This is a genomic window from Streptomyces sp. NPDC048671, assembly GCF_055587045.1.
In genome coordinates, this window is sequence record NZ_JBVJHB010000005.1 from 35,172 (window position 1) to 48,043 (window position 12,872).

12 protein-coding genes are annotated in these 12,872 nt (G+C 71.8%); 1 reads left to right on the forward strand and 11 read right to left on the reverse strand.

The genetic code is table 11. The annotated features are described in order from the left end of the window. Positions 1-42: 42 nt before the first annotated feature. Genes ACZ6S6_RS11195 through ACZ6S6_RS11245 form a run of 11 tightly spaced genes read right to left on the reverse strand, consistent with a single transcriptional unit; the run spans position 43 to position 11,667 of the window. Positions 43-1,332, reverse strand: coding sequence for an MFS transporter (locus ACZ6S6_RS11195; RefSeq protein WP_469705045.1), 1,290 nt, complete (start codon positions 1,330-1,332; stop codon positions 43-45). Next, positions 1,329-2,639 carry a hydrolase gene (locus ACZ6S6_RS11200; RefSeq protein WP_362961398.1) on the reverse strand — a complete coding sequence of 437 codons (1,311 nt, stop codon included), beginning with the start codon at positions 2,637-2,639 and terminating at the stop codon, positions 1,329-1,331. Before ACZ6S6_RS11200 ends, ACZ6S6_RS11195 begins: the two co-directional genes overlap by 4 nt. Next, positions 2,639-3,892, reverse strand: a complete 1,254-nt coding sequence (locus tag ACZ6S6_RS11205) for an ATP-grasp domain-containing protein (protein ID WP_469705048.1) — start codon at positions 3,890-3,892, stop codon at positions 2,639-2,641. The genes ACZ6S6_RS11200 and ACZ6S6_RS11205 overlap by 1 nt, the downstream gene beginning before the upstream one ends. Before the next feature lie 49 nt (positions 3,893-3,941). After that, positions 3,942-4,886, reverse strand: coding sequence for a transketolase family protein (locus ACZ6S6_RS11210; RefSeq protein ID WP_469705050.1), 945 nt, complete (start codon positions 4,884-4,886; stop codon positions 3,942-3,944). Continuing rightward, complete coding sequence (locus ACZ6S6_RS11215; protein WP_469705052.1) at positions 4,883-5,719, reverse strand: thiamine pyrophosphate-dependent enzyme; 837 nt, start codon at positions 5,717-5,719, stop codon at positions 4,883-4,885. The genes ACZ6S6_RS11210 and ACZ6S6_RS11215 overlap by 4 nt, the downstream gene beginning before the upstream one ends. Then, positions 5,719-7,572: a M20/M25/M40 family metallo-hydrolase gene (locus ACZ6S6_RS11220; RefSeq protein ID WP_362961390.1), complete on the reverse strand. Its 1,854-nt coding sequence runs from the start codon at positions 7,570-7,572 to the stop codon at positions 5,719-5,721. Before ACZ6S6_RS11220 ends, ACZ6S6_RS11215 begins: the two co-directional genes overlap by 1 nt. Beyond that, on the reverse strand, positions 7,569-8,642 hold the full coding sequence (gene argC, locus ACZ6S6_RS11225) for an N-acetyl-gamma-glutamyl-phosphate reductase (RefSeq protein WP_469705054.1): 1,074 nt from the start codon (positions 8,640-8,642) through the stop codon (positions 7,569-7,571). The genes ACZ6S6_RS11220 and argC overlap by 4 nt, the downstream gene beginning before the upstream one ends. Next, positions 8,635-9,954, reverse strand: a complete 1,320-nt coding sequence (locus ACZ6S6_RS11230; protein ID WP_469705056.1) for an aminotransferase class I/II-fold pyridoxal phosphate-dependent enzyme — start codon at positions 9,952-9,954, stop codon at positions 8,635-8,637. The genes argC and ACZ6S6_RS11230 overlap by 8 nt, the downstream gene beginning before the upstream one ends. After that, positions 9,951-10,580 carry a degT/DnrJ/EryC1/StrS aminotransferase gene (locus ACZ6S6_RS11235; protein WP_362961384.1) on the reverse strand — a complete coding sequence of 210 codons (630 nt, stop codon included), beginning with the start codon at positions 10,578-10,580 and terminating at the stop codon, positions 9,951-9,953. Before ACZ6S6_RS11235 ends, ACZ6S6_RS11230 begins: the two co-directional genes overlap by 4 nt. Before the next feature lie 20 nt (positions 10,581-10,600). Further along, entirely contained in the window at positions 10,601-11,482 is an 882-nt protein-coding gene (locus tag ACZ6S6_RS11240; RefSeq protein WP_362961382.1) for a RimK family alpha-L-glutamate ligase, read from the reverse strand. Then, positions 11,479-11,667 (reverse strand): lysine biosynthesis protein LysW, encoded by a 189-nt coding sequence (locus ACZ6S6_RS11245; protein WP_362961380.1) that lies wholly within the window; start codon positions 11,665-11,667, stop codon positions 11,479-11,481. The genes ACZ6S6_RS11240 and ACZ6S6_RS11245 overlap by 4 nt, the downstream gene beginning before the upstream one ends. A gap of 231 nt (positions 11,668-11,898) precedes the next feature. Here ACZ6S6_RS11245 and ACZ6S6_RS11250 point away from each other — a divergent pair, with 231 nt between their 5' ends. Then, on the forward strand, positions 11,899-12,813 hold the full coding sequence (locus ACZ6S6_RS11250; protein ID WP_362961378.1) for a beta/alpha barrel domain-containing protein: 915 nt from the start codon (positions 11,899-11,901) through the stop codon (positions 12,811-12,813). Positions 12,814-12,872: the final 59 nt, after the last annotated feature.

Sequence of the window (12,872 nt, forward strand, 5' to 3'; positions counted from 1 at the left end):
CGGGTCCCTCTGTTCGTACGCCGTACGTGGGGGGAAGCGGGATCAAGCCGTGGTCCCGGCCGTCTCCCGGGGCTCCGGAGCGGGCGGCACCTGCGCGGTCGGCGCGGCCTTCGCCGGCTCGCTCGTGGCGGGAACGCCCTCCCGCCGTGCGGAGAGGAAGCTGACGCCCGCGCAGACCAGCGCGATCGCCCCGACCACGTACCAGTTGAGGCCCGGGGTGTCGGTGGAGCGCGAGAGATCGTAGAGCGCCCCGGCGGACAGGGTGCCGATCATGTTGCCGAAGCTGCGGAAGAAGTGCATCGCGCCCATCGCCCGCGCGAGCCGGTCCGCCGGCATCCGGTTGGCGACCCAGAGGTCGAAGGACGGGGTGAACAGGATGTCGCCGAAGACCACGACCAGGCAGCCCACGACCACCCAGGTCGCCGTCTGGCCCGCGCCGAACAGGGTGTACGCCACCGCCATCGCCAGGAACGCGACGCCCATGACCTGGCCGGGGCGCAGCCGCTTGGACATGTAGCGGAACGCCGGGTACTGCAAGACGAGGAGCGCGAGACCGGTGATCCAGAAGGGGGTGGAGACCGGCATCTCGGAGACGAACTCCTCCATGTGCAGCGGCATGCCGACCAGGAAGGTGATCGACAGGACCCAGAAGACGCTGGAGAGCAGGAAGTAGCTGCCGCCACCGCCGAGCTGGAGGCCCTTGAGGATCGCGACGTTGACCAGGGGCGCCCTCGCGGCCGACGGGTCGGCCTTCGCGCCCGCGTCGGCGGGGATGAACGAGGCCGCGGCGGCGCAGTACCCGGCGAACAGGACGAACACCACCAGGAACAGGATCGCCATGGACGAGCCGAGGAAGATCCCGCCGATCACCGAGCCCGCGATGACACCGAGCTGGCAGGACATCTGGAACGAGGAGAAGGCCTTGGGGCGGTCCTTCTCCGGCAGTGTGCCCAGGATGTTCTTCAGGCCGGGGAAGGACACCCCGGAGCCGAAGCCGACGAAGAAGGCGAGCAGGCTGTAGAACAGCACCCCGTGCGCGAAGCCCATGCCGCCCAGCGCGACGGCCTCCACGGCGATGCCGACGATGATGCTCGACCGCGTACCGAACCGGGCGGCTACCCCCTCGTAGAAGAAGGTGGCGCTCAGCCGGCCCACGTACGTCAGGAACATCACGAACCCGGCCCAGAAGCCGCTGTACTCCACGCCGAGCGTCGAGATCAGATGCGGGAACCAGATGTAGTTGCCGATGTGGGCGAGCGCGATGCCGGAGTTGACGCCCAGCAGGACCTTGCGGGTCTCCGGGCTCAGGACATGGCGTTCCTGGCGGCTCATACGGTGACCTTTCCTTGGGTGGGGGTGGCGCGCAGGCCGCGGATCGCCGCCACGATCGCGTCGCGGTCGACAGCTCTGCCCTGTACGTAGGTGGCCTGCGGAAGCTCCGACAGGGGACGGCCGGCGGCGGCCGGGGCGATCAGGTTGAAGGTGGCCGGAAGGCCTTGCGCGATCAGGTCCGTCACCGGCTCGCGCCCCGACAGCTCGTCGAAGAAGCCGCGGGCCGTGCTGGTCGCCGTACGCAGCAGCGCCTCGCGCAGCCCCGGCTTGCCCAGGTCGTCACCGGCCAGCAGATCCAGCTCGCCCTTGAGCGCGTCGCCGTGGAAGGCACCGGTGTTGCCGCAGTCCGTGCCGATCAGCAGCTTTCCGCGCTCCAGCGCCGCCAGGCTGTTGTCGCGCATGTTGACCAGCGCCGCGGTCCGGGTGTCCTGGACCTGGAACTGGATGCCGAACGGCTCCTCGATCTCCGACACGTACGCGAGGTTGGCGAGATCCTGGGTCTCGCGGAAACCGGGCCGCTCGTACTCGCGCAGGAAGTCCTCGCGCTCCATGATCATGGGGCGCAGCCCGCTGAGGGTGGAGACGAACCGGGCGCCCTCCAACTGCTGCCAGTCGGCGGCCGACAGGCCGACGTCCCGCACCGGGTGGGCGAAGATCCGGAAGCCGAAGGAGTAGGCCTGCATCACCTCGTCGCGGGTGTTGCAGTCGATGACCGTCCTCAGACCGGCCTCGGCGGCCAGCCTCGGTACGTGGGCGAGGATGTCGGCCGGCAGCCGGGAGAAGCGCTTGGCGCTCTCCGGCTGTTCGGCGCCCTCGGTGAACATGACCTTCAGGAAGGTGGCGCCGCGCACCGCGTTGGCCGCCAGCACCGTGGCCAGGTCGTCCTGGACGCCCAGCATGAAGACGGGGGCCGGGAATTCGACCCCGTGGCCGTAGTGGCCGTCGATGTCCTTGGTGGCCGTGGCCGCGTAACCGCAGTGGGCCACCTCGGGCCAGGGCAGCCCCGACTCCCTCCTGCCCTGCTCCCAGCCGTCCTTGACCAGCGGGAAGCCGAACATGTCCACGACGTGGGTGACCCCGTGGTAGAGGTACTGCATCGCACAGATGCGCGGGTCGTCCAGTGAGTCGTCGAAGTTGGCGGGCAGCCCGAGGTGGGCGTGGGCCTCGGTGAAGCCGGGCCACAGCTCGGGCGTGACGCGGTCGTCCGCGTCCCGGTCCGCGACGGCCCGGACCGAGGCGAAGTGCCCGTCCTCCACCGCGACTTCGTACAGCGAGCCCGGGTCGAGCTCCGGGATGGCGACGCGCATCAGCGGGCCACCTTCGCCGTGATGGTGAACTCGATGTCGTCGAGCGCCGCCCGCACCCGGCCGGCCGCCTCGTCGCGGTCCTTGCCGGTGTAGATCAGGTGGCCGAGCCAGTCGAAGTTGCTCTTGGAGAGCCGGGAGACCGTGCGGCCGGGCTTGGCGTACGCCAGCGCCTCCTCGAAGCCCGGGGTGCCCTTGAGGCGGTCGAAGCCGATGGAGACGATCTCGCCGTCGACGGGCGAGCCGAACCAGTGGCCGCCGGCGATGACCTCGCCGGGGAAGGGAAGTTCGGGCCGCTCGCCCAGCGCCTGGCGGATGACCTCCAGGTAGGGGTTGACGCCGCTGGACAGCTCCATCAGCTGCGGCACGATGCCGCCGGTGAGCCGGCCGTTGACCTCGCAGAGGACGGGGCCGTCGGCGGCGAGGAAGTACTCGGCGTGGATGAAGCCGAAGTCGACACCGAGGCCCTTGAGGACCTTCTCGTTCATCGTGAACAGCTCCGCTTCCAGCGGGTGGCCGCGGAAGTAGGTCAGGCCCATCTCGATGAAGTACGGGAAGCCGCTGAGGTTGCGGTCGGTGATGCCGAGGTTGACGATCTCGCCGCCCTGGAGCACGCAGGCCTCGACCGAGACCAACTCGCCCTCGATGAACTCCTCGACGACGATCTCCGGGATGCGGGTGACCCCGCGGCCGTAGTCGTCCACCTTCGCCAGGTCGGCCAGGTAGTCGGTGAGCTCCTGGTCGTCGCGGAGCAGGAGCACGTGCAGGCTCGCCGTGCCGTCGGACGGCTTCACCACGCAGGGGAAGCCGATCTCGTGGACCGCCGCCACCATGTCCTTCGGGTCCGCGACGGCCACGAAGCGCGGCTGGCGCACGTCCGTGTGCTCCAGGGTGAGGCGGGTGCGGTGCTTGTGGCGGGCGTTGAGGGCGCCCTCCACGCTCATTCCGGGCAGGCCCAGCGAGCGGGCCACCGACGCGGCGTGCACCGTGTGGTACTCGCTGTACGTCGTGACGCCGTGCACCGGCTTGGCGGCGTGGATCTCCTTGGCGAGCCGCTCCAGCTCATCGATGGAGAAGGCCTCGACGCTCTTGATCACATCGCACTTGGGGTGGGCGAACGCCGCCTCGGCCAGCGGCGAGGCGCCGAGGTAGAAGTCGGGGTCGGCGGAGACGAAGGTGACGTCGTGCCCCAGCTGGAGGGCGTTGGCGATGCCGGCGATGCCGTTCGGGTTGCATTCGACCATGAGGATGTGCATGGGAGATTCCTTTTCTCGGCAGGATCGGGGGAGTTCAGGGGTGCGGCGGTCAGGCGGCCGCGGCGAGCACGGCGGGCAGATCGAATCCGAGCCCGGCCATCACCTCGCGGTGATCGCCGCCCTCGGTGGGCCAGGTGTGGCCCGCGTTCACGCCCACGACCTCGCACCGGGGCATCAGGAGCGCCAGGGCCTCGGCGGCACCGCCCTCGCGCCGGTGCTCCTCGACGACCACGAACCGCCGGTGCTTTCCGGCCAGTTCGTCGGCCGCGTCGGCGAGGTGGGCGTGGTCCAGATGGACGAGATGTGCGTGGCCGAGCTCCGGGCGCCGCTCGCGTGCTTCGAGCGCCAGCCGGGTGCCCTCCTCGCCCACGGAGACGAGGCAGGGTTCACCGGAGCGGCCCTCGGCGTCCCAGTTCACCAGGGGCGGTTCGGGGCCGTCCGCCGGCAGCGAGGTGTACGAGGCGTTGCGCCCGGTACGGATGTAGTACGGCTTGCCGGAGCGGGCCGCGGCGCGCACGACGGCCCGCATCTCGGCCTCCCCGTACGGCGCCGCGATGGTCACGCCGGGCACGCTGCGCAGGACCGCGAGGTCCTCCAGGCAGTGGTGGGTCGTCCCGAACCAGGCCCCGGAGACGCCGGCGTAGGGCGCGACGACGGTGACCCCGGCGCCCAGGTAGCCCAGCGTGAGCTTGAGGCTCTCGGCCGCCCTGAGCGCGGCGAACGGGGCGAAGGTCGACACGAACGGGCGGTAGCCGCCCACCGCGAGACCGGCGGCCATGTCCACCATGGCGCCCTCGGCGATGCCGAGGTTGAAGAACCGCTCCGGGTGGGCCAGTTGGAAGGGGTGTTTCTTGCCGCCGAGGTCGGCCTCCAGGCAGAGCACCCGGGGGTCCCGCGCGGCGATCGCGGTCAGCTCGTCGCGGTAGGCGTCCCGGCCCGAGAGGGCCTTCGGCGCCGCCCGCTGGGTCTGCGCCTCCGTCACGGTCGCCGTCATCGGATCGCTCGCTTCCACTTGGCGGCGCGCGCCGCGTCGATCGTGACGTAGTGGGAGGCGGCCTTGCCCTCCACGGCGGGGACGCCCTTGCCCTTGACCGTGTCGGCGACGACCGCGAGCGGCCGGGTGGCCGCCGAACGGTCGCCGGACAGCACCTCGGTGAGGGCGCCGAGGTCGTGTCCGTCCACCTCGGCCGTCTCGAACCCGAAGGCGGCGAAGCGCTCGGCCAGCCGCGGCAGCGGTGAGACGTCCGCGACCATCCCGTCGTTCTGGCCGCCGTTGCGGTCGACCACCAGCACGAAGTTGCCCAGCCGCTGGGCGGCGGCGACCTGGCAGGTCTCCCAGACGAGGCCCTCCTGGAGCTCGCCGTCGCCCGTCACGGCGATCCCGAGGCCCGGCCGGCGGGCGAGCCGGCGGGACATCGCCCAGCCGGCCGCGTACGGCACACCGTGCCCGAGGCTGCCGGTCGGGAAGCGCACCCCGGGCACCTTGGGGCCCGGATGGCCGGTGTAGGGGTGGCCCGCCATGCCGTACAGCGGGGCCGGGTTCTCCGGCAGGGTGCCGTTCACGTACAGGGCCGCGTACAGACCGGCGGCGGCATGGCCCTTGCTGAGGACCACCTCCGTGCCGTCACCGGACGCGGCCCGGTGCAGTGCCGCGATCAGGATGTCCAGTACGGACAGGCTGCCCCCGAGGTGGCAGCCGCGCGGGCTCGCGGCCATGTCGACGACGAGTCTGCGGGCCCGCAGCGCCCGCTCCACCAGCAGTCCGTGGTCCGGGCCGGCGGCGGCCGCGGGACCCTGTGCGTCGATCGTGTCGGTCAGTACGGTCATCACCTGCTCCCTTCCGGCAGTGCGAACCAGCGGGCCACCGCGTCGCCCAGCAGCGACCGCGCGGTGCGGTACTCCTCGGCGCCGATGTGCTCCTGGTCCGTGTGGTCGAGTGCGGAGTCACCGGGGCCGTAGGCGACCATCGGCACGCCGCGCCAGGTGGTGGCGAGCGTGTTCATGTCCGAGGTGCCCTTCTTGACGACGAACCGGGGCCGCACGCCCGTCTGCCCGAAGGCACGGGTGAAGACCTTCACCAGCGAGCTGGTACGGCCTCCGCTGTGGCCGGGGGTGGCCCGCTCCATCACGATCCCGACGCCGTCGCCCTCGTGCGCCAGGGCGGCGGTGCGCAGCGCGTCGAGGTCCGCGCCCGGCGGCACCCGGAAGTTGAGGATGCCGACGGCGCGGTGGCGTTCCCGGCCGGTCTCGCAGCGGACGTCGATGACGGCGCTGAGGGCGTCCGGGGCCTGCTCGGTCACCGACGCCCTGATGGCGTCCACGGCCCGGATCAGCGTGTCGGGCGCGGACACCGCGTCCATGCCCGCCGAGTGCCCGCTGTCCACGGAGGCCGTGACGCGGAGCTTGAACAGGCCGTAGTAGCCGAGCGTCAGCTTGTCGCTGCCGCTGGGCTCACCGATCACGACGGCGTCGGCCGGATAGTGGTCGCGGGCGTGGAAGGCGCCCTTGGAGGAGGAGATCTCCTCCTCGACCGCGCCCACCACCCGCAGCCGGCCGTCGGCCGGTACGTCGGCGGCGGCCAGCACCTCCAGGAACGCGGCGAGGCTGCCCTTGGCGTCCACGCTGCCCCGGCCGTGCAGTTCGCCCTCGCGCCACTCGGCGGGCCAGTGGTGCGGGACCGTGTCCAGATGGCCGAGCAGCAGCAGGCCGCGGTCCCCGGTGCCCTTGGTGGCCACCAGGTTCCCGGCGGCGTCGATCTTGGCGTCGATGCCGCGTTCGGCGCACCAGTCCAGCAGGTACGCGGCGAGTTCGTGCTCGTCGCCGGAGACCGAGGGGACCCCGACCGCCCGGCCGAGCAGGGTCAGGTCCTCCTCGGGCCGGCCGCCCCGCCAGAACCGGGTCCAGCCGGACGGGTCGGCCAGTGTGTGCGGACCGGTGATGGCGATGTCGGCGCTGCCGCCCTCCAGCGCCATCTCGGCGGCACGCACCTTCTGCCGCATCCTGCCGCCGGCGTACCGCGCCGCCTCGCCCGGGTGGGCGTGGCGCAGCGTCGACGCCGGGTCGGAAGGGTCGGTGAGGAGTCCGGCGGTGCCGGTGACCAGGCGGAGGTGGTCGGCGCCCAGCGCGTTGGAGAGCGCGGCGGCGAGCACGTCGGCGTCCACGTTCAGCGGGGCGCCGCCCTCCCGGTCACGTACCGGCGCGGAGAGGCACACCACGTCGTACGCGTCCAGCAGGGCCCGCAGCCGGGCCGTGTCGATCCCGTCCGGCACCCCGGCCCGGTGGTCGCGCACCACCCGGCTGCGGCCCTCTGGACCCACCGTCTTCAGCGGCCGGTTGGCGCGGCCGGTGACCAGGCCGCCGCGTGCGGCGACCGCGGTGAACACATCGACGCCCAGCGCGCGCAGACCGTCCTCGACCGCGGGCAGGGTGACCCGCTCGTAGGCGTCGACCAGATGCGTCATCTCCTCGGGCGGGCAGTAGCGCACCGCGTCCCCGTTGGCGAGCCGCAGTTGCGGCATGGACCGGCCGATGGCGCCGTAGTGCCGCTCGATACCGGCGGCGCCCCCGGCGACCAGCAGGACCCGGGCGCCGCGTGCGACGAGCGAGGCCAGTTCCGCGTACACGGAGCCGCGGTCCAGGGTGGCGCTGCCGACCTTGACCACGTACAGGGGACGGTTCACGGTGCCACCGCCGCGCAGCTGAGACCGGTCCACTCGGCGTACCCGAGGGCCAGGTTCATCGCCTGGACCGCCTGGCCCGCCGCTCCCTTGATGAGGTTGTCGATCGCGGCGATGGACACGCACGCGTCGCCCTCCACGGAGACCGCGACCTCGGCGATGTTCGAACCGACGACGGCCTTCAGCATCGGGAAGTCCTGCGGGGCCTTGGGGGAGGGCCGTACCCGCAGGAACGCCTTGCCGGCGTAGGCCCTGGCGTAGGCGCGCTTGACGTCCAGTGGGGAGACGCCGTCCTTCAGCCTGCTGTACGCGGAGATCAGGATGCCGCGCGGCACGTCCAGGCTGTGCGTGGAGAAGCGCAGATCGGGGGCGCTGCCGGTGAAGTGCGTCAACGCCTGGGTGATCTCCGGTAGATGGCGGTGGCCGTGCAGCTTGTGCACCCGGAAGTTCCCCGAGCGCTCGGCCGGCTGCTCGGAGCCGCCTCGGCCGCCACCGGTGGAGCCGGTCTTGGCGTCGACCACCACGTCCCGCTCGACCAGTCCGTCGGCGAAGAGCGGGTAGAGCGCGTAGATCGTCGCCGCGGCCATGCAGCCGGGCAGGTTGATGAACCTGCCCTCCGGCAGTGACTCCGACAGATCCGGTACGTAGTAGAGGAACTCGTCGGCCGGCGGGTGGGCCACCGACGCCGGATAGTGCTTGGCCTGTTCCTGCGGGTTGGTCAGCCGGAAGTCCCCGGCCAGGTTGAGCACGTACTTGGCGCGGTCCGCGATCCGCGGCAGCCGCTCGGGCAGCGCCCCGGTGGGCAGGCAGGTGATGGCCACGTCGACCTCACCGAGCTGGTCCAGCGGCCGCAGCTTGATCCCGGCCAGCCGGGGGTGGTTGCGCAGCCAGGGGTGGACGGCGCCCACCTGCTTCCCGGCTCCGCGCTCGGCGGACAGGAAGGCGAGCTCCACGTGGGGGTGGTTGAGCAGCAGCCGGATGACCTCGCCACCGGTGTAGCCGCTCGCGCCGATCACCGCGACGCGGGTCTTGCGTTCGGACGGGGGGTTCTGGAGTGTCGCCTGCTCAGCCAAGGCGGGCCGCCTTCTCGTAGGGCCGGCGGTAGTCGCCGTCCTGGACGAGCTTGCGGATGGCGTCCGGGCGGCGGGCGACCTTGGTGAAGGCGTCCGCGTACCGCAGCGCCCGCTCGTACTCGACCGGTGAGCGCAGCTCGCGGCAGAGGACCAGCGTCGAGTCGAGCATGGCGAGGGTCGCCGGGAAGTCCTGCGGCCGGTGGTCGCGCACCGCCCCGGGGTTGAGCGTGAACGGGTAGCCGTTGCCGAACCCCGCCCGGTGCACGAACGGCAGGTGGCAGGGGATCGGGGTGTTCTGCCACTCCCGCGCCGGTACGCCCTCGGCGACCAGCAGATCGTGCACCGCGTCCTTGACCGCCCACACCGGGAGGTCCTCCAGGCCGACGGCCTCGGGCCGCAGCGAGATCCGGTACATGTTGTACGCGTGGACGTGGCCCTCGGGCACGTACGGGGCGCGGAAGAACCCGGTGGCGTTCAGCGTGTCCGCGATCAGCCGGGAGTTACGGGCCCGCACCTCGTCGTAGTACGGCAGCCGCTCCAGCTGGCTCGCGCCGAACGCGGCGGCGACCCAGGACATCTCGTAGTCGATGCCGTTGACCCGGGTGTGGTCGGCGGCGCGCCGGTGGGCCTCCTCGGTCGCGAAGAAGGCGATGCCGCCCTCGCCGCCGAGCGGGAAGTTCTTGTCGGCCATCAGGCTCTGGCCGGCGGCGTCGCCGAACGAGCCGGCGACCCGGTCCCCGATCCGGGCCGAGTGGGCGTGCGAGGCGTCCTCGACGAGCGCGATGCCGTGCCGGTCGGCCAGCGCCCGCAGCGCGGGCACATCGGCCGGGAGGCCGTGCACGTGCACCGGCATCAGGGCCCGGGTCCGGTCGGTGACGGCGGCGGCCGCGGCCGCCGGGTCCATACAGTAGGTACGCGGGTCGATGTCGACGAACACCGGGACCGCGTGCGCGGCGACGACGGCCTGCGCGGTGGCGATGAAGGTGAACGCGGGCACGATGACCTCGTCGCCAGGCTGCACACCGGCGCCGATCAGGGCGAGATGCAGGCTGGAGGTGCCGCTCGCGGTGGGCAGCGCGTACTCCGCACCGACATATCCGCGGTACGCCTCGGCGAAGTCGGCGACGACCTTCTCGGGCGAACGGCGCTGCGAGAGAAGCATGTTGAAGACGTCTTCCTTGGTGATGACCGGGAAGAGCGTGCGACGCAGTTCCTTGGGGATCAGCGCCTCGCCGCCGAAGGCGGCCAGTTCGGCGGTGAGTTCCTCGGCGGAGGGCAGCGGAAGCGGGGCGGAGGGAAAGTCGGTGATCATGACGGGGCTCCGGTGGTGAGGGGGCGCGCGGCCTGGCTGAGTGCCATCCGGACACAGGCCGCGACGAGCGGGCTCAGCCGGTAGTTGAACTGCACGCCGGGGATCAGGTCCGGGTCGGCCTCCTCCTGCGTCCACATGGTGCGCAGGTCGTGGGCGCCGAAGATCTTCAGCCGTTCGGCGCGGGCCCAGACCGCGCGGTCGTCGGTGAGCATCGCGGCGGCGGGGCCGAAACCGAGACCGGTGAGGTCCACCACCAGGGCGGGGGCGGACCGGTCGCGGGCCCGGTCGTCGAACAACTGGTCCCGGCCGGCGTCCAGCGAGATGTGGTCGAAGGCGGCCGGTCCCGGATCGCTCGTCGCGGCGATGCCCAGCCAGCTCAGAAACGCGGTGTCCTTGGCGGACAGATCCGGCGCGTGGACGGTGTCGCCGTGGCCGATGCCCTGGCCGGCGAGAGCCGCGTGCACGGCGGCGCTGCGGCTGTTGAGCAGAACGGCGTGGGAACGCCCGGTCCGCTTGGTCAGCAGGCGCTCCAGGCCCGGTAGTTCGCGGTCGCTCTTCTCGATGCTCATGACCACACCCGAGGTCATCACCCGGGTGAGTACGGTCGCGGTGTCGAACAGTTCCATGAGATCTGTCTTCCTTCGTGTCACGCGGCCGCGGGCAGCGGGGTGTCGGTGCACAATTGCGCGATGTAGGCGGCCAGATGGCCTGCCACATTCACGCCGTGCACGGCGGAGGAGCGGGCGAACTCGGGATTCGCGTTCACTTCGAGAACCAGCAGTTCGCCGGTGGCGAGATCCTCGATCAGGTCGATTCCGTAAAAGCCCTCGCCGAGCGCGTCCACCACCTGTCCGCAGAGCTTCTCGATCCGGCCGGTGATCTCCAGTCGCTCGACCCGGGCGCCCAGATGCGTGTTGGTGCGCCAGTGGTCCGACACCCGCTGGATGGCGACCACCGGGGTACGTCCCACCACCACGACCCGCAGATCGTGGCCGGGCTTGTCGATGTACTCCTGGACCAGGACGGGGAACAGCTTTCCCCCGGCGTCCGCCGACTCGCGGCCACCGACCCATGCCTCGACCGAGTCCGAGCCGGTCACCTTGGTGACACCCCGCCCCCACGACCCGCTGACGGGCTTGATGACGGCCGGCAGGCCGAGTTCCGCCACCGTGTCGCGCACCTGGTCGTAGCTGAAGGCGTGGCGGGAGACCGGGTGCGCGATGGAGTGCCGGGCGAACAGCAGGGCCTGAAGGCCCTTGTCGTTGCAGGTCTCGATGGCGTCGGCCCGGTTGAGCGTCGTGACGCCGGTGCATTCGAGGCGGCGGGCGACGCCGACGGCGTCACGGTGGGAGAGGTTGCGGATCATGGCGAAGGCGGGCGGGGGCTGTACGCCCGAGACCACCTTCGCGAGGTCCGCCGCCAGCAGCGGCCGGGCGTTCAGTCCCTCTTCGCGCAGTGCGCTGAGAAGGAGCTTCTCGTCCGGCCGCAGCATGGTGACCGAGAGCAGGACCTCGGGGGCCGAGGTCACTCGCCCCAGTCCTCTTCCACCTCGGGGGCCAGCGCGACGCGGACGACGGCGTCGTCCTTCTCGACGACCTCGTGCTCCTGCCCGCAGGCACCGCACTCGGTTATCTCGCCCTTCTCCCAGTCGTCCTGGATAACGAAGTCCGTGTCGCACACCAGGCACTGCGGCGCGGAAATGGTTGCAGGCATTGCGTTCCTCCCGTCTCGGCGGTCACCGGCTCGGCGACCGCACCGAATATCGCGCTCTCGCCGGGAGTCGGGCAAAGGGTGCCGGGGCATTCCGTCAACTGCTCCGGAATAAGTCAACTAGGGCCCCGGAGACTGACGGAGAGTCCGGAATCTGACGCTGCGTCGGGCGACTTGACGGAGAACCGGAGCGGGACTTCCACGCGTCCGCGGGCTCCTCTAATCTCGGCTCCCATGATCAGTCCACCGGCCGCCGCGCTGCTGCGGCAACTGGCCGCAGAAGGCGTGGCAGGCTGGCTCGCGGAGAACGCGGCCTCGCCCTTCAGCCGGGCCCGGCTCGGCCGGCTCACCGGGAAGGGGATCTTCCGGGGTCTGCTCTCCGCCGCCGGTACGGCCGACTCCGTGCGCGACGCCTGCGACGCGCTGCTGCGGATGTACGAGGCGGGGGACGGCGACGACGGACTGGTCTCCGCCGCGGTCGACCGGGACACCTGCCGGGCCGTGGACCGGCCCAACCTGCTGCTGCGCACCACGCCGGACGGTCCGGGCCTGCGGGCGGCGACCTCCGCGCTCGCCGCCGGGCTCGGCGTCGACATCGCGCACGTCTGCTCCCTGGACGACTGCGTCGAGGCCATGGACGCGTACTTCACCGGACTCGAACAGGCGCTGGCCGCCGGGCTCTCCCTGGAACGGCTCACCGCCGTCATCTCGGTGCCGGTGGGACAGCTCGACGCGGAGGTCGACGCCCGGCTGGACCGGCTGGCCTCGAAGAAGGCCCTGGACCACCGCGGCACGGCGGCACTGGCCGTGGCCAGGCTGGTGTTCCGGATACGTGAGGAGAAGCTGGGCGAGGAGTGGTGGCGGGTCCTGCGGGCCGCCGGCGCCAGGCCCCCGCGCCTGCTGTGGACCGAGCCCCGGCCGCACCAGCTGACCGCGCTGGTGGGCTGGCGGACCGGGCAGGCGGTGTCCGCCGAGGTGCTGGAGGAGGCGACCGCCCACGGCGCCCCGAACGGCGACACGCTGCTGAAGCGGGACGCGGCGGGGCGCGCAGCGCTGGCGGGGCTGGACGAGCTGGGCATCGACATGGCGGAGGTGTCGCACGCGCTGGAGAGCGCTCACGGCGGAGCGGGCCGGCCGGCCCGCTCCTGAGCGCGGGACCCGCGGCGAAGGGGCCGTGGTTGTCGACGAGCAGGGTCCGCATGACGCCT